The following is a 19,521-nucleotide window of genomic DNA, read 5'->3' as shown; positions in this document are numbered from 1 at the left end:
ACCCTAACCTAATCTCTCTCTAGACCACCAAAGCTTCTAGAATCGTCTTATTGTAGATAATTCGCCCTACAGTAGTACGCACATACTGGGAAATTATCTGACCGTCCTTCTCGCGGGTTTTGCGTTCCCGATAATATTTCCAGATGCTGCCATCGGGGAGAGTTTCCGTTTCCAGGACTTCCTCATCCGGTTTATTGGTTTTCACCTTTTCTCCCACCGGCAAACGCAACCACACAGAAGCGTGTAGATCCACCAATCCCTGATCAAAAGCGTGAATAGCGTCATCCATGCTGGCGAAATAACGACCCCCACCCTTTTGGGCCTTGGGATTTTCGGCCGTGAGATAATAACAACCCAAAACCATATCCTGAGAAGGGGCAACAATCGGGCGACCGGTCGCCGGTGAGAGAATATTATGACAAGCTAACATCAACAATCGCGCTTCCGATTGTGCTTCCAGGGAGAGGGGAATATGTACGGCCATTTGGTCCCCGTCAAAGTCGGCGTTAAAAGCGGGACAGACGAGGGGATGTAACTGAATCGCCCGGCCCTCCACCAGGATCGGTTCAAACGCTTGAATGCCCAAACGGTGCAGGGTAGGGGCGCGGTTTAACATCACCGGGTGTCCTGTGATTACTTCATCCAAGACGTGCCAAACATTGGCATCCCCCCGTTGGATCATTTTCTTGGCTGCCTTGATATTATTGACGATGCCTAATTTAATTAAACGATGGATAACGAAGGGTTGGAACAATTCGATCGCCATTTCCCGGGGTAAACCGCATTGATAGATCTTCAATTTCGGACCAACAACGATAACCGAACGTCCCGAATAGTCCACCCGTTTACCGAGGAGATTTTGACGGAAACGCCCCTGTTTACCCTCGATAATATCCGATAAAGACTTCAGGGCGCGATTATTGGCCCCCACCACCGTGCGACCGCGACGACCGTTATCAATTAAAGCATCGACGGCCTCCTGTAACATCCGTTTTTCGTTACGGACGATAATTTCGGGGGCGAGAATTTCTTGCAGACGGGATAAACGGTTATTGCGGTTAATCACCCGACGGTAGAGATCGTTCAGGTCAGAGGTGGCAAAACGGCCGCCATCCAACTGCACCATCGGGCGTAAATCGGGGGGAATCACGGGAATTACGCTTAAAACCATCCATTCTGCCTGAGAACCCGTGGCGACAAAGTTATCGATTACCCGGAGACGTTTAATTAATTTTGCCCGTTTTTGCCCCTTACTTTCGACAATTTCCGTCCGCAGTCTTTCCGCTTCTTCTTCCAGGTTAATTTCCTGTAAGAGTCTTTGGATAGCCTCGGCCCCGATACCCACTTCAATACCGACTAATTCCGAATCCTCTGCGTAGATTTCCTCTTCGATCTCTAACCATTGATCTTCGCTGAGGAGTTGTTTATAACTAAGATTGCCGGCATTACCCGGATCGAGAACCACATAGGCATTAAAATAGACGATCTGCTCCACGTCCCGCAGGGGCATATCGAGCAGGATACTGAGATAACTGGGAATACCTTTGAGATACCAAACGTGGGTGACGGGGGCAGCTAATTTGATAAAACCCATGCGATGACGACGTACCCGCGACTCGGTGACTTCCACCCCGCAACGTTCACAGACAATTCCCCGGTGACGGACGCGTTTGTATTTACCACACCAACATTCCCAGTCTTTCGAGGGGCCAAAAATTTTCTCGCAGAATAACCCATCCATTTCCGGTTTGAGAGTCCGATAGTTGATCGTTTCTGGTTTGGTTACTTCTCCGACGACTTGACCGTTAGGCAGGTTTCTTTCTCCCCATTGCCGAATTCTTTCGGGGGACGCTAAACCGATTTTGACGTAATCAAATCTTTGATCTGTTGGAGTCTTCATTCTGAATTTTTTACTATGGGTAATGATTCTGGGATAAGCGATCGCTCTCGCGTTCTCGATGCCCCGATGACAACTATTAGGCAGAAACGACAGTTAACTCAGTCACTTTTTCTTGGGGTCAAACTGGCCCGATCGAGTCCGGGACATTACATTATACAATTTTTCCAGTTCGATCGACCATTAAGTGATATTTTCCCAGATGATGATGCTACCGTCGGCCGCAGCCGCTGCTAGGTGACAATAATCGGGGCTGAGAACTAAACTGGAGATCGGTGATGATCGCCCATTGTCGGTGCTAAGAGTTGCGATCGCCTGTTGAGAATTGGCTAACCAGATTTTAATCTCTCCGTCGGTTCCCCCGGTAAATAACCATTGACCCTCCTCTGCAAATACCAAGCTTGTCACCTGACCATTATGGGCATTAATCACCCGAATTGGCGCAAAATGACCGCTTTTCTCCGGGTCGTATTGCCAGATTTTCACCGTCCCATCCACACAACCGGCGGCAATAATCTGACTATCAGCAGCGATCGCCAAACTCTGCACCGAAGAAACGTTACCGGATAGGACGGCGATTTTTGCTCCCGATCCCAATTGCCAGAGGGTGACAGTGCCATCACCTCCAGCTGCGGCGATAAAATCTTGATTAGGAGCCACTGCTAGGGCATAAATTGCCCCTAGACTGTCATAGGAGCTAAATTCTTCGTTTTCCTGCTCTAAATTCCACTGTTTTAGGGTTTGATCGTAACTACCGCTCACCAAAAAATGCCAACGGGGGGCAAAATCCAGACCATGAATCGAACCGAGATGACCGAGGAAAATTTGATTTAATTCCAGACTACTGCCATCGCTGGCTAAAGTCCATAATTTAACGGTTTGATCGAATCCTCCCGTCGCTAGATGATAATCGCCGTTTCCAGTCACTGCTAGGGCTAAAATGCCCTGATCATGAGCTTCCACCGTATTAATCAGGGTTCCTGTGGCAAAATCCCAGATTTTTAGGGTACGATCCCAACTAACGCTCATTAAAAACCGTTGATCCTCGGTAATTGCGATCGCTGTAATCATTTCCCGATGGGCGGTCAGACGGCGATAATAGTGCCAATGGGGGACAGGGGGGGAAGTGGGAGTTAAATTAAGGGCAGGTAGGGTGATTTGTGGCTCATTTTCCGCTTTTGTGGCGTTAATATCTGCTGATTCTTCGTTAAGCGGCAAAATATCTCTGTGTAAGCGACTGTAGGATTTTTCCAGATGTTCGATGCGTTCCAGCAGCCCGTTACGGTTGATGTATTGAATAATTTGATTGTAGGACTGTTCCAGGACGAGAATATTCTCCTCTAATTCTGCGATCTCGCGTAGCGAGCGCGTTGCGACCGCACGAGCGTTATCCCTGGCCACTGCGGGACTGAGGGACTGTATTTGTGCCGATAAAGCTTCTTTTTCTTCTTCCCACTGACTCTGTAAATGACCGGTTATCTCAGTTAAGCGTTGACGTTGCCTAGTTCTTTCTCGGAGACGATTGAGAATATTCAACCCGAAAGTCACTACTAGGAGGAACAAAGGCAAAAACCCCGCACCCATGGCGATAAGGGTAAGCAGGGTTAATACTAGGGCGATATATTCCGCTAATTCTAGCCAATGGGGGCGATGGTCGGTCATTTTGCAGTTACCGGTAAAGGGATTTTGATCATCTCCTGATTTCAGACTCATGGTAACGCTAATTGCTGCCTTGGGATTGACTAAAATTAATTTTTAAGCAGGAGTTAAGACTTTTTTCTTAGTTTCTATCGGTGCGGTTAAAGCGGATTCTAAATCGGCCTTCCCTAGTCTTGCTTCCAAAATTTTCAGCACTTCCCGTCCAAAATCATCAGGATTCTGTCGCCATGCTTGCAGACAAACTTCGCCAAAGAATGACCCCAAAGGTTCGGGATTCCAGAGCAGTTTTTTGGCTGTCCAGGGCATTAAACTCATGGGATCATAGTCGGGTTTAATAATTTCTTTTTTGAAGGCGTATTCTTCTAGATGGGTATGGGGTTGTAGTCCGATAAAAAAGATGGCTGGTTCCACTTTATCGACTCCAAAAATGTTTTCTAATTCCCGATGATAGGTGATAGTTTGACGAATAGTTTCTAGGGTTTCATCAATAACATTAAAGGAATAATTTACCGAAACTAGATCATTAAAACCTGCCGCTTTTAAGTCTCGACAATTTTGCAGAACTGTCCGCAAATTATAGCCCATACGCATTTTACGGACTAATTCCTGAGAACCACTGGTGATGCCGATTTCAAAGTAGTTCATGCCTGTTTTTACCATTAAATCGCACAGTTTCGGGGTGAGATTATCGGCGCGAATATAGGCAGCCCAATGGATATCTTTCATCCCAGCAGCGAGAATTTTTTCTAATAGTTCTTCTACATCATTGATAAATTTTCTGGTGGGGATAAATTGGGCATCGGTAAACCAGAAATTGCGAATGCCGCGGTCGTATAATTGGCGCATTTCCTTAACTACTTCATCGGCGGGATTAATGCGTACTTGTTTGCCTTCAACGACGGTATAGATGCAGTAGCAGCAGTTATGGGGACAGCCGCGCTTGGTTTGTACCCCGATATAAAAGTCGTTTTCTTGGAAATAGTAGGAAAATTCCGGCCAAATACTGGCGATGTAGTCGTAGTTACAAGCGGATTTTTCTAAGGGGGTGGGGGATTCGTGGATTAAACGCGGCCGGGGTGTGGTTTCTCCGACGACATAACAACGTTCATCGCTAAAGTCCCGGCCGGAGAGGAATTTTTCTAGCAGGGTTTCCCCTTCTCCGACTGATACAATTGTTCCTGTGGGCAGTTTGGTTTTTAGTTGTTCGTAGAAAACACTGACGGCACCACCCCCGACGATAACTCGCGCTTCGGGATGGTATTTTCTGGCCCGCTGCAACCCGCGGCGAATTAGTCCCTGATTGCGCCATAATTCGCCGTAGTAGGCGGTTGTCACCTTTAAACCTCCTAAAGCACCGCGCAGCTTGATTAGGGGGTTTTTAGCGTAGTAAAATTCAAAGGCGTTTTGCAGGGGATTACCACCGCGACCACCGACGGGAGCATATATTTGAATATCCCGCCAGGAGAATACTAGCAGGGTGGGCCGAAATTCGTCAACACAGCGATCGAGTGCCTGGTTAAAGTCTAAGGGGGGGACGGTGCCAAGGTCAAAGATTTTTTGTTCGATGTCGGGGAAGAGTTTATGAACGTGGTCGGAAAGGTAAACCACACCGATGGGGAAAATGGGGTTACAGGGGAGTCTAACGTAGAGGATGCGTTGTGCTTGCGGTTGAGTCATGAGATTTCTGAAGGGGATGGAGACGCATTCTGAGTAATCTTAATATAACTTAACTTTGTCCGGCTTGTCTGGCAGTTATCAGTTATCAGATGTGAGTTTTCAGATGTGAGTTTTCAGTTCACTGATTACTGTTTACTGAGTCACTGAAAAGCTTTCTGTGCGTTACTCAAGGGATTTAGTATTACTTGCGATTTTATCGCTCAATCCAAGCTTTTGGGGGGTTCTACCCCCCAAACCCCCCGTTGGGGGCGTGGCGCCGCCCCCAAACCCCGGAGCGCATTAGTTTTTCGGTGAGATGCTTACACGCAGCCGCTGACGCATCTGTAATAATTTGAGAGTCACTCCCCTTGCAGGAGTGTCTCTGCTGATATGTAGCCTATACTGAACGGATGACCGTATGATTGACTAATTTGCGTTATTTCAGCTTCTATTTTCAAGTCAGGAGATAGGAGATAGGAGACTTTTTTATTTATTCTCCCCACACCCCACACCCCACACCCCACTACCCCCCCCGATGTCGGGGGGGTTGGGGGGGTCACACCCCACACCCCACTTGCGTCTTAGGTTAAACTTTAATTCCTAGTACCTGTGTATGGGTTCCCCGCGCTTGGGTGACACCGATGGTTCTTTCGGAAGCTTCAATCATCGGCCGACGCAAACTAACGACAATAAACTGTGCTTGTTGTGCTTGTTTTTGAATCATTTTAGCCAATTTCTCTACATTGGCCCCATCTAAAAACATATCCACTTCATCAAACGCATAAAAGGGAGAAGGACGATATCTTTGTAGGGAAAAAATAAAGCTTAAAGCGGTTAAAGATTTTTCACCTCCAGACATGGAACTTAATCGCTGTACGGGTTTTCCTTTGGGATGTGCCACCAGATTTAAGCCACCATTAAAGGGGTCATTTTCGTCTTCTAATTGTAAGTAACCATCGCCATCGGAGAGGGTGGCAAATATATTCTTAAAGTTTTCGTTAACGGCAGTAAATGCTTCCTGAAAAGCATTAAATCTGAGGGTGGTAAAGTTTTCTATCCGTAAAAGTAGTTCGGTTCTTTCTCCTTCTAGAGTTTGCAGTTTTTCTGATAGTTCATCTAATCTCTCTTTAGTTTTTTGGTATTCTTCTAAAGCTAACATATTCACAGGTTCTAAAGCTTCTAATTTCCGTTGTAACTGCCGAATATCGCTTTGAATTTTCTCGAAATCTCGATCGCTTTCAGGAATTTCGGGCAAGGGATTGGGTAAGTCGCTTTCTAGTTGACTAATTTCTGTCTGTAAAGTGGTTAGTAATGCTTGTCTTTCCTCTTGATTGTTGACTAACTTTTCCGATTGCCAGATAGCCTGTTGTTGCTGGTTTTGTTGTTGTCGCAAAACTGTCTCTAATTGGTCTCTTTTTTGCTTGGTTTCCCCTAGTTGTTGCGATAATTGCTGTAAAGCTTGATTGATTTCTAAAATATGGCGATCAAGTTTTTCTATCTCCAGATTACCGATATTTCTCTGATTAACTGCATCGGTAATTATCTTGTCAATCTCAATAATTCTATCCCCAGACTCTTGACTTTTTTCCTCTAGTCTGATTTGTTGATTATGTAAATCTTTTAACTGTTCGCGGACTGTAGCGAGGTGATTTTCTTGGGTTTTTAACTCCAATTCTTGACTGCGAATTATTCCCTGTACCTGTTGCCATTCGCTATGGGTATGATTGGCCTCTAAAGCAGTTAATTTCTCCTGTTCTTGCTGTAAAGATAACTCTAACTCAGGAATTTCTCTGGTTAATACTTCTAACCGTTGACGAGAAATAGTAATTTCCTCTTGCTGTCCCGATAATTGACGGGTTAAATCCTCTTTTTCTGTGGTTAAACGTTGTAAATCCTTGCTTAATTGTTGTAGAGATAATTGATTTTCCCGATGACTTTGACGGGTTTCGGTTAACTGTTGGGTTAACTGACTGATAAGATGATTAACTTGGGTAATTTTTTCTTCGTTGCGGGTCAGAATGCGATCGATTTCTGCTAATCTTTCCCGTAGAGATTCCGCTTCACTAGACTCCTTCGGAGAAATTTTACCAAAACGCAGCCCCGATCGCGTCGGTTGGCTGCCTCCGGTCATAGCGCCAGTCATCTCTAATAACTCGCCATCCAAAGTAACAATGCGATATTGATTGATATAATAACGGGCAGAATCTATATCCTCGAAAACCACGGTACTGCCAAAAATATAGTTAAAAACCTCCCGATACTGGGATTGAAACTTAACCAAATTCACCGCTAAATCCAGATAACCCCGCGCGTGACGCAGAGAGGAAATATCTTGGGGACGGGGGGGACGAATTTTATTCAGGGGTAAAAAAGTGGCCCGACCGATGCGACGCTGTTTTAATAAGGCAATTCCAGCGGCCGCAACGCTATCATCTTGAACGACTACATGACCTAAACGACCTCCGGCGGCGATTTCAAGAGCAATTTGATAACGTTCCTCTACTTCGCCCAATTGTGCCACTAATCCGCAGATTCCGGGCAAATCTGACTGTAATAATATTTGAGTGGCATAGGTTCCCTGGGCCTCCTGTTGCGCTTGCTTGGTCGCTTCCAGTTTATCTAATTCCCTCTGTTTGTCCCGTTGTTCCTTGAGCAGACGTTTTTGGGTGTCCTGACTGATAACGTGATTTTGTTCAGCAAGGGTGAGTTTTTGGGCTAAATTTTGGATATCGGGTTCCGCTTGATTAATTTTTTGTAATATTTCTTGACTTTCTTCGGTTTTTGTGCTAATAACTTGCTCTAATTCTTGCAGACGTTGACCAGCTTCTACTATATTAGTTTGCAATCGATCGCATCTTTCGGTCAATTGGGCCCGTTGGCTACGGTAGGGGTTTAATTGTTCCTGAAGACGGGTAATATTGCGGGAAAGGTCGCTTTGTTCTTTTACCCATGCTTCTGACGCTTCCGCGAGACTACTTGCTTGCAGACGATGGTTTTCTAGGGTTTCCCTTGCGGTTTGGGTTGTCCGTAGGAGATTGGGTAAAATTTCAGTTTCTAAACGGCTTTTTTCAGCAGTAATCAGGTTTAATTCGCAATTATAACGATTAATTTCCTCTAAAAGTCTGGTTTTTTGTGCCTGAGATTCTTTTTCAAGGTTTTCTAGCTCTTTTTGTCGTTGTTGCTGTTGTTGTCGTTTGGCCTGTTGACTTGCTAATCGGGAAGTCAGGGACAGGTGTTCATCTTCCCCGAAAGCTTTGACCTGTTGATTGAGTTTCTCTAATTCTTGACTATTTTGGGCGATTTGTTCGGATAAATTAGCGATAGTCTCGGTTAAAACCTGTTTTTCCTTTTCTCCAGCTTGAATTTGTCCTTGTACTTGCTGGCAGCGCTGCTGGAGATTTTGCCAATGGAGGACTATTTCCCATTGTTGTTTTTCTTGGACTTGGGCCTTGAGTTTTTGGTATTTTTCGGCTTTAATGCGATCGAGTGCTAATTTCTCCAGAGATTTTTGCAATTCTGTAGCAATAATTTGGCAGCGTTCTTCCCTTTCTTTAACCGAATCGATATTCTCCTTAGTTTTCTCAATTTTGCGGTCAAATTCGGCTACTCCTGCCAATTCGTCGATAATTTCCCGTCTTTCCTTAGCATTCATGCTGATAATTCGGGTTACGTCCCCCTGTAACACCACGTTGTACCCTTCGGGATAGATGCGTAAACGGTTTAATTGGTCGTGAAGTTCGCTAACCGTACAGGTTTCCCCATTGATATAGTAGGTAGAAGTATAGCTGCCACCCTTAGCCACTTTTAAGCGTCGGGAAACCGTCCAATCCCTATCGGTGGCGTCAGGAATATCGGCAATATCAAAAGTCACCGAAACACTCGCTTCTGAGCTATGACGTTGACTGTTATAGCTGTGATTGACTAAATCCGGTAATCTTTCGGCCCGCATTCCCTTGGAAGTAGCTAATCCCAAGCAAAATAGCAATGCGTCGAGGATATTCGACTTTCCCGAACCATTTGGACCGGAAACCACCGTAAACCCCGGTAAAAAGGGTATAGGAGTTGTTCCCCCGAAGGATTTGAAGTGTGAGAGTTCGACCTTTTTGATGTAAACCATGGCGATAAGCAAAAAGTAGGAAAGCTATCAGCTTGAATCGATAAGGGATAACTCCGGTTTATCCTTGAAAATATCCTCAGACTTGACCGGAGATGAGTTTGATTAGTCGCGTAGTTGGAAAATTTTATGAGAACACCCTTACAGAAAAATATAGCTGATAGCTCCCTTAGATGGCTTGAATCCATTCTTTGACTTGGTATTCTGTCCAGATGCCATTTTGCCAATAGGGATCCGCTTCGATTAATTCTCGCACTTCTGACTCGCTGGCTGCCTGATAAATCGCGAAAACTTGGCTTAAATCTGCCGTTGGTCCGATAGTAATGAGAATTCCCCGTTCTTTCTGTTGATTTAATCCCTCTAGATGTGCTTGACGATAGGGAGCGCGTTTTTCCAGCACGTTTTCACAATAACTACCCCAGACAACAAATTTCGGCATATTTGACCTGTACTCTCTTGATCTGTTGCTATTTTACGATCGAATCGTCAATCAGACTCAATCGATCTAGAAAAGTGGGGGAAGTACACAGATACTGTAGGATGCAGATAGTTGGGGGTGGTGATTCGGTAGTAGTGATGACGGTTTTATTAGTGGGATTAATCACAAACGGTTGACCACATTCTTTACATTGACGTTTGTTGGTGGGTTTCTGCGAGAAACTATTGAGAAAACGGGTTTCTTTGGTATTTAGAAACCGGGTTTCTTTGGTATTGAGAAACCGGGTTTATTTGAGAACCTATTTAGAAACCGGGTTTCTTTGAGAAACCCGGTTTCTTCTTGAGAAAACGGGTTTTTTTGGTATTGAGAAACCGGGTTTCTTTGAGAACCTATTTAGAAACCGGGTTTCTTTGAGAAACCCGGTTTCTTCTTGAGAAAACGGGTTTCTTTGGTATTGAGAAACCGGGTTTCTTTGAGAACCTATTTAGAAACCGGGTTTCTTTGAGAAACCGGGTTTCTTCTTGAGAAAACGGGTTTTTTTGGTATTGAGAAACCGGGTTTCTTTGAGAACCTATTTAGAAACCGGGTTTCTTTGAGAAACCGGGTTTCTTCTTGAGAAAACGGGTTTCTTTGGTATTGAGAAACCGGGTTTCTTTGAGAACCTATTTAGAAACCGGGTTTCTTTGAGAAACCCGGTTTCTTCTTGAGAAAACGGGTTTCTTTGGTATTTAGAAACCGGGTTTCTTTGAGAACCTATTTAGAAACCGGGTTTCTTTGAGAAACCCGGTTTCTTCTTGAGAAAACGGGTTTCTATGAGAAACTCTTTGAGAAACTCGTTTTCTTGTATAAATGTTAATCTTTGTCACAAAAGTCTTGACAAATTCGTGATTTTTTGCATAAAATAGCCCCAGTCGTCTTTTGCGTTCAATGTCATGACTTCTACCCTGTTGCCGATTCTTCCTGCTGTTTACGATATTTTGTTCGATTTCGCTCAATCTGATGGTTTTTGGGCAAATTTAGAAACTGCTTTTGGCACAAGTTATGATGTGGTTAAAGCGACGCAATTACGACAGCAGTGGCAAAGTCGAGATTTTAGTCAACTTCCCCCTATTACAGTTAAAAACCTTGGCAATTCAGGGATTTTCGGCGCATATTCCAGCAGTACCAATAGGATTTATATTTCTCAAGCGCTGATTGATTCGGGTGACGCTACCACCCTCAAAGCGGTGTTATTAGAAGAAATTGGGCATTTTATCGACGCGCAAATCAACAGCAGCGATACGCCGGGGGATGAGGGGCAGTTATTTTCGGCGTTGGTGCGGGGGGAAGTGCTGACAGAGGAGCAAATCGCGGCGATACGAGAGGAAAATGACGCGGCGACTATTACCGTTGATGGGCAAGCGATTAGTGTGGAAATGGCCTTTAGTACCCCTACTAACTTTACCGTGGGGACTAATCCCAATTCCGTGACGGTAGGGGACTTCAACGGCGACGGCAAATTGGATTTGGCTGTGACGAACTATTACGACAACAACGTCTCGGTGCTATTAGGACTCGGCACAGGCAGTTTTGGACCCGCCACTAACTTTACTGTGGGGAGTGGTCCCTATTCCGTGAAGGTAGGGGACTTTAACGGCGACGGCAAATCCGATTTGGCAACGGCGAACATTAACTATTTAGGCAACAACGTCTCAGTGCTATTAGGAACCGGCACGGGCAGTTTTGGCACCGCCACTAACTTTACTGTGGGGAATAATCCCTTTTCCCTGACGGTAGGGGACTTCAACAGCGACGGCAAATCCGATTTGGCTGCGGCGAACTATTTAGGCAACAACGTCTCAGTGCTATTAGGAACCGGCACGGGCAGTTTTAGCACCGCCACTAACTTTTCTGTGGGGAGTAGTCCCCGTTCGGTGACAGTAGGGGACTTCAACGGCGACGGCAAATCCGATTTGGCTGTGACGAACTATTCAGGCAACACCGTATCGGTGCTATTAGGACTCGGCACGGGCAGTTTCGGTACTGCCACTAACTTTTCCGTGGGGAGTCTTCCCGCTTCCGTGACGGTAGGGGACTTCAACGGCGACGGCAAATCCGATTTAGCTGCGGCGAACTATTTAGGCAACAACGTCTCAGTGCTATTAGGAACCGGCACGGGCAGTTTTGGACCCGCCACTAACTTTACTGTGGGGACTCGTCCCTTTTCCGTGACGGTAGGGGACTTCAACAGCGACGGCAAATCTGACTTGGCAACGACGAACAGCCTCGGCAATAACGTCTCAGTGCTATTAGGAACCGGCACGGGCAGTTTTGGACCCGCCACTAACTTTTCCGTGGGGAGTAGTCCCCGTTCCGTGACGGTAGGGGACTTCAACAGCGACGGCAAATCCGATTTGGCTGTGGCGAACCGTTTCACCAACAACGTCTCAGTCCTCCTCAATACCACCCCCAAAATCACCATCGCCTCCGGCACTAACCCCGTAGAAGGGGGAACCGTCGGCACCTTTATCATCAGCCTAGACACCCCCGCGCCTACGGGTGGGATAGTGGTCAACTTCAACACTACTGGCAGTACCGCCACCATTCTCGCCGACTATTCCCTCACTGCTGGCACAAATATCACAGCGGTGACAGCCAATACCTTCACCATCGCCGCCGGAGCCACCACCGCCACCCTCAACGTCGTCGCCGTATCCGATGCAGTCAATGACCCCAACGAAACCGTCAAAGTCAATCTGACATCGGGGGGAGACTACATCCTTGGTGCCAACTCTAGCGCAAGCTTTAATCCTGCCATTAACTTGTACGAGGGGGGAAATCCCTATTCTGTGGCGGTAGGGGACTTCAACGGCGACGGCAACTTGGATTTAGTCACGGCAAACACTAACATTACTGGTAGTGTCTCAATCCTCTTAGGAACTGGCACGGGCAGTTTTGGCACTGCCACTAACTTTACCGTAGGGCTTAATCCCCGTTCCGTGACAGTAGGGGACTTCAACGGCGACGGCAAATTAGATTTGGCTACGGCGAACCGTGACGGCAACAACGTCTCGGTGCTATTAGGAACCGGCACGGGCAGTTTTGGCACGCCCACTAACTTTTCTGTGGGGAGTAGTCCCTATGCGGTAACGGTAGGGGACTTCAACGGCGACGGGAAATTAGACTTGGCTACGGCGAACCGAGGCGGCAACAACGTCTCGGTGCTATTGGGAACCGGCACGGGCAGTTTTGACACCGCCACTAACTTTGCTGTGGGGAGTGGTCCCCATTCCGTGACGGTAGGGGACTTCAACGGCGACAGCAAATCCGATTTGGCTGTGGCAAATAGCAGCAGCAACAACGTATCGGTGCTATTAGGAACCGGCACGGGCAGTTTTGGCTCCGCTACTAACTTTTCTGTGGGGAATGTTCCCCGTTCCGTTACGGTAGGGGACTTCAACGGCGACGGCAAATCCGATTTGGCAACGGGGAACTATTTCGGCAACAGCGTATCGGTGCTATTAGGAACCGGCACGGGCAGTTTCGGACCCGCCACTAACTTTTCCGTGGGGAGTCGTCCCACTTCCGTGACGGTAGGGGACTTCAACGGCGACGGCAAATCCGATTTGGCAACGGGGGACTATTTCGGCAACAGCGTATCGGTGCTATTAGGAACCGGCACGGGCAGTTTCGGACCCGCCACTAACTTTTCCGTGGTGAGTCGTCCCACTTCCGTGACGGTAGGGGACTTCAACGGCGACGGCAAATCCGATTTGGCTACGGCGAAGACCGTTGCCAGTAGAAACGTGTCGGTGCTATTAGGAACCGGCACGGGCAGTTTTGGTACCGCTAGTAACTTTTCTGTGGGGAGTTTTCCCTATTCCGTACCCGCAGGGGACTTCAACGGCGACGGCAAATTGGACTTGGCTACGGCGAACAGTTACGGCAGCAACGTCTCAGTCCTATTAGGAACCGGCACGGGTAGTTTCGCCACCGCCACTAACTTTACCGTGGGGAGTTTTCCCCGTTCCGTGACGGTAGGGGACTTCAACGGCGACGGCAAATCCGATTTGGCTGTGGCGAACTCTGGCAACAACGTCTCAGTGTTATTAGGAACCGGCACGGGCAGTTTTGGCACCGCCACCAACTTTTCTGTGGGGAGTAATCCCAATTCCGTGACGGTAGGGGACTTCAACGGCGACGGCAAATCCGATTTGGCTGTGGCGAACCGTTACGGCAACAACGTCTCAGTGCTATTAGGAACCGGCACGGGTAGTTTCGCCACCGCCACTAACTTTACCGTGGGGAGTTTTCCCCGTTCCGTGACGGTAGGGGACTTCAACGGCGACGGCAAATCCGATTTGGCTACGGCGAACCCATCCAACGGCGGAAGTATCTCCATCCTCCTCAATGCCGACCCCACCGCCACCGTCACCATTACCGATGTCCCTCCCCCCCCGATCGCTCTTTCCATTAACGACGTAACCGTCACCGAGGGCGATAGCGGCACCACTAACGCGGTCTTTACCGTTAGCCTTTCTAGTGCTGCCAGTACGGTTGTTAGCGTCAATTATGCCACCGCCAACGGTACAGCCACCGCCGGAACCGATTACACCGCTATTCCTACCACCACCTTAACCTTCAATCCGGGAGAAACTTCTAAAACGATTACAGTTGCCGTCAATGGCGATAACCAAGTTGAACTCAATGAGACATTTTTCCTCAATCTCAGCAATTTACAAGGCAATGGCAGTAATGTCACCCTAGCTGATAATCAAGGACAAGGAACGATTAATAATGATGACAGCGCATCGATTGCGATTAGTGATGTCACAATTACCGAAGGAAATAGCGGAACTACTAATGCAGTATTTACTGTCACCCTTTCTAATCCCGTCGATACAGCGATTACCCTCAATTACGCCACAGCCGATGGAACCGCTACCACAGCAGACAATGATTATACAGCGATTAATTTGACTCCCTTAACCTTTAATGCTGGTGAGACTTCTAAGACGATTACTGTAGCTGTTAATGGCGATACTAAAGTTGAAAGTAACGAGACTTTCTTCGTTAATTTGAGTAATTTACAAACCAATGGTCGCAACGTTACCATAGCCGATAATCAAGGACAAGGAACGATTAATAACGATGATATCGCGCCCCCCAAAATCACCATCGCCCCCGGCACCAACCCCGTAGAAGGGGGAACCGTCGGCACCTTCATCATCACCCTAGACACCCCCGCGCCTACGGGTGGGATAGTAGTCAACTTCAACACTACTGGCAGTACCGCCACCAATATCGCCGACTATTCCCTCACTGCTGGCACAAATATCACCGCAGTAACCGCCAACACCTTCACCATCGCCGCCGGAGCCACCACCGCCACCCTCAACGTGGTCGCCGTATCCGATGCGGTAAATGACCCCAACGAAACCGTCAAAGTCAACCTGACATCGGGGGGAGACTACATCCTTACCAGCTTTAATCCTGCTACTAACTTTACCGTGGGGAGTTATCCCTTTTCCCTGACGGTAGGGGACTTCAACAGCGACGGCAAATCCGATTTGGCTGTGGCGAACCTTCTTTACAGCAACAACGTCTCGGTGTTATTAGGAACCGGCACGGGTAGTTTTGGCACCGCCACTAACTTTTCCGTGGGGAGTAGTCCCTGTTCCGTGACAGTAGGGGATTTCAACAGCGACGGCAAATCCGATTTGGCTGTGGCGAACGCTGACAGCAACAACGTCTCAGTGCTATTAGGAACCGGCACGGGCAGTTTTGGACCCGCCACTAACTTTTCTGTGGGGATTAGTCCCCGTTCCGTGACGGTAGGGGACTTCAACGGCGACGGCAAATCCGATTTGGCTGTGGCGAACGCTTTCAGCAGCTACGTCTCAGTGCTGTTAGGAACCGGCACGGGCAGTTTTGGACCCGCCACCAACTTTTCTGTGGGGAGTGGTCCCATTTTCGTGACGGTAGGGGACTTCAACAGCGACGGCAAATCCGATTTGGCTGTGGCGAACAGTGGTAGCACCGTCTCAGTACTATTAGGAACCGGCACGGGCAGTTTCGGTACCGCCACTAACTTTACCGTGGGGAGTGTTCCCACTTCCGTGACGGTAGGGGACTTCAACGGCGACGGCAAATCCGATTTGGCAACGGCGGACCGCATCAGCAGCTACGTCTCAGTGCTATTAGGAACCGGCACGGGCAGTTTTGGACCCGCCACTAACTTTGCTGCGGGGAATGGTCCCGTGTCCGTGACGGTAGGGGACTTCAACGGCGACGGCAAATCCGATTTGGCTGTGGCGAACGCTTTAAGCAGCAACGTCTCAGTGCTATTAGGAACCGGTACGGGCAGTTTTGGCACGCCCTCTAACTTTACTGTGGGGACTAATCCCAATTCCGTGACGGTAGGGGACTTCAACAGCGACGGCAAATCTGACTTGGCAACGGCGAACCCATCCAACGGCGGAAGTATCTCCATCTTCCTCAATGCCGACCCCACCGCCACCGTCACCATTACCGATGTTTCTCAACCCCCGATTTCTCTTACTATCAACGATGTCACCGTTACCGAAGGCAATAGCGGGACAACCAATGCGGTCTTTACCGTGAGCCTTTCTAGTGCCGCTAGTACCGTTGTGAGCGTCGATTATGCCACCGCTAACGGTACAGCCACCGCCGGAACCGATTACACTGCTATTCCTCCCACCACCTTAACCTTCAATCCGGGAGAAACTTCTAAAACGATTACCGTTGCCGTCAATGGCGATAACCAAGTTGAACTCAATGAGACATTTTTCCTCAATCTCAGCAATTTACAAGCCAATGGCAGTAATGTCACCCTAGCTGATAATCAAGGTCAAGGTACGATTAATAATGATGACAGCGCATCTATTGCGATTACTGATGTCACAATTACCGAAGGAAATAGCGGGACTACTAATGCAGTATTTACTGTCACCCTTTCTAATCCCGTCGATACAGCGATTACCCTCAATTACGCCACAGCCGATGGAACCGCTACCACAGCAGACAATGATTATACGGCGATTGCTACTACTCCCTTAACCTTCAATGCTGGTGAGACTTCCAAGGCGATTACTGTAGCTGTTAATGGCGATAACCAAGTTGAAAGTAACGAGACTTTCTTCGTTAATCTGAGTAGTCTAAATGCTAATGGTCGTAACGTTACCATAGCCGATAATCAGGGACAAGGAACAATTACGAATGATGATCTCATACTTCCTAGTATTACTCTTGCAGTTTCTCCTAGTAGTGTTACCGAAGACGGGACAACCAACTTGACTTACACCTTCACTCGTAGTGGAGTAACCACTGATGCTTTGACGGTTAACTATACAGTTGGGGGGACAGCAACCAATGGAACCGATTACGCTTCTATTCCCACCAGCGTCACCTTTGCCGCTAATTCAGCGATTGCTACCGTCACCGTTGACCCCACTGCTGATACAACTGTTGAAAGCGATGAAACTGTAGTCTTAACCCTTGCTTCTGGGACAGGTTATACGATAGGTACGACCACCCCAGTGACGGGTACGATTACGAATGGTCCTGTCACTCCCAGTATCACTCTTGCGGGTGCTCCCAGTAGTGTTACTGAAGATGGGACAAGTAATCTGGTTTATACCTTCACCCGTAGCGGAGTAACAAGTAATGCTTTAACAGTCAATTACACCCTCGGAGGGACAGCTACTCTTAATACCGACTACACTCGCAGCGGGACTAACAATACTGTCACCTTCGCAGCTAATGCTACTACTGCTACCGTAATCGTTGACCCCACTGCTGATACTACTGTTGAAAGTAATGAAACCGTCGCTTTAACCCTCGCTTCCGGGACAGGTTATACGATAGGTACTCCTAACGCAGCCACGGGAACAATTACCAATGACGATACCAGTGTCACCCTAGCAGTTTCTCCCGCAAGCGTCACCGAAAACGGGACAACAAATCTGATTTATACCTTCACCCGTACTGGTGTAACAACTAGCGCCTTAACCGCTAACTATACAGTTGGGGGGACAGCTACTTTTAACACAGATTACACCCAAACTGGTGCAGCCAGTTTTACAAGTACAACTGGGACAGTGACTTTCGCGGCTAATGCTACGAAGGCGACTGTAACAGTTGACCCAACTGCTGATACAACTGTTGAAAGTAATGAAACGGTCGTCTTAACTCTCGCGACCGGGACTGGTTATACAATAGGTACACCAACCGCAGTGACGGGGACGATTAATAATGATGATACCAATGTTACTCTTGCGGTCTCTCCTGGAAGTGTTACCGAAGACGGGACAAATAATCTGGTTTATACTTTCACCCGTAGCGGAGTAATAGCTAACGCTTTAACAGTCAATTACACCCTCGGAGGGACTGCTACTCTCAATACCGACTACACTCGTACAGGGACTAACAATACTGTCACTTTTGCGGCTAATGCTACGACGGCGACTGTAACAGTTGACCCCACTGCTGATACTACTGTTGAAAGTGATGAAACGGTCGCCTTAACTCTTGCTTCTGGGACAGGTTATACAGTAGGGACAACTACCGCAGTGACGGGGACAATTACCAATGACGACTTTTCCCAACTCTCCATCAACGACATCATTACTGTTGTCGAAGGTAAAAATAGTAATGCAGTTCTCACCGTCACTGTCGATAATCCCAATCCACAACAAATTAGTGTTAATTATGCTACTGCACCCATTGATGCTACTGCTAATGTAGATTACACTAGCCAGACAGGAACTCTCATCATTCCCGCTAATGCTTCTACTGCTACTATTACCATTCCCATTCTCAATGATGACCTTAATGAACCGGATGAAGTCTTTGCAGTAACCCTGTCAAATGCGACTAATGCTATCATTAATCCTGATGAAGAAACAGCAGGAGTTATCATTACTGATACTTGGCAAAGCATTCTCACTCGTACTTTACCTAACGGTGTCGAAAACCTCAAACTAATTGGCACTAATAATATTAACGGTACGGGTAACAATGCTAATAATATCATCACCGGAAATAGTGGCAATAATCAAATCAATGGTGCTAATGGTGCTGATATTCTAACTGGTGGTCTAGGTGCAGATACTTTTATCTTCCAATTTGGCCAATCTACCACATCAGCAAGCGATCGTATCACGGATTTTGCCATCAATAGTGATAAAATCGACTTATTAACTCAAGGTGGACTTCCCATGAGTGCGCCTAGTAGTTTCAGTCGTGCTGCTAATAGCACTGTCACCACTTTACAGAATTTAATCAATCAGGTATTTACTGATGCCAATGGAGCCACTACAGGTAATCAAGGATTAGGGGTTAATAGTGCCGCCTTAGTGCAAGTAACAACCGGTGCAATAGCTGGAACCTACCTCGTTATTAATGATAGCACGGCTGGCTTCCAATCCAGCAATGATTTATTAATAAATATCACCGGATTTACCGGTACTTTACCAGCTTTAGGGAACATTCCAGTGGGTAATTTCTTTGTTTAATTAAGTAGGTGTAGGGTGCGTATTTGCGGCTATCAATTCCGTCAAAAAACCAAAATTAACAAGCCGCCGTAACGCACCACCTCTATTATTAAATCGGTGTGTTACGCTATCGCGCTTCACACCCTACTGGCTGCACAATTGCTTGCTCTACTTGATTGAGGTAATCAGATAAAAGTTTAAGCAGCATGATTTAATATTTGTTCTAATTCTTGACGCAAAGCAAGGTAATGACGATAATCGT

General features: G+C 47.2%; 6 protein-coding genes. 1 reads left to right on the top strand and 5 read right to left on the bottom strand.

Annotated features, from left to right (window positions below):
- Nucleotides 1–19 precede the first annotated feature (19 nt).
- The 5 genes from IM515_RS12255 to IM515_RS12235 all read right to left on the bottom strand — a co-directional run bounded on the left by IM515_RS12255 (nt 20) and on the right by IM515_RS12235 (nt 9,765).
- Nucleotides 20–1,900 (bottom strand): DNA-directed RNA polymerase subunit gamma, encoded by a 1,881-nt coding sequence (locus IM515_RS12255; RefSeq protein ID WP_272015918.1) that lies wholly within the window; start codon nt 1,898–1,900, stop codon nt 20–22.
- Between the two features lie 180 nt (nt 1,901–2,080).
- Nucleotides 2,081–3,610 (bottom strand): WD40 repeat domain-containing protein, encoded by a 1,530-nt coding sequence (locus IM515_RS12250; RefSeq protein ID WP_287630196.1) that lies wholly within the window; start codon nt 3,608–3,610, stop codon nt 2,081–2,083.
- A 42-nt stretch (nt 3,611–3,652) separates the two neighbouring features.
- Nucleotides 3,653–5,233, bottom strand: coding sequence for a photosystem II high light acclimation radical SAM protein (locus tag IM515_RS12245; protein ID WP_287630195.1), 1,581 nt, complete (start codon nt 5,231–5,233; stop codon nt 3,653–3,655).
- 565 nt (nt 5,234–5,798) lie between these two features.
- Nucleotides 5,799–9,329 carry a chromosome segregation protein SMC gene (gene smc, locus IM515_RS12240; protein ID WP_287630194.1) on the bottom strand — a complete coding sequence of 1,177 codons (3,531 nt, stop codon included), beginning with the start codon at nt 9,327–9,329 and terminating at the stop codon, nt 5,799–5,801.
- Between the two features lie 166 nt (nt 9,330–9,495).
- Nucleotides 9,496–9,765: a YciI family protein gene (locus IM515_RS12235; protein ID WP_002771659.1), complete on the bottom strand. Its 270-nt coding sequence runs from the start codon at nt 9,763–9,765 to the stop codon at nt 9,496–9,498.
- Between the two features lie 932 nt (nt 9,766–10,697).
- On the opposite strand from IM515_RS12235, the gene IM515_RS12230 reads away from it, so the two are divergent.
- The gene (locus IM515_RS12230) at nt 10,698–19,280 is read left to right on the top strand and encodes an FG-GAP-like repeat-containing protein (protein WP_287698011.1); all 8,583 of its coding nucleotides are present in this window, start codon (nt 10,698–10,700) and stop codon (nt 19,278–19,280) included.
- The last annotated feature ends 241 nt before the right edge of the window (nt 19,281–19,521 follow it).

This window comes from Microcystis sp. M44BS1, assembly GCF_020244875.1.
Classification (GTDB): domain Bacteria; phylum Cyanobacteriota; class Cyanobacteriia; order Cyanobacteriales; family Microcystaceae; genus Microcystis; species Microcystis panniformis.
The sequence above is the reverse complement of the archived record's forward strand: the minus strand, read 5'-3'. Positions and strand labels throughout refer to the sequence as shown.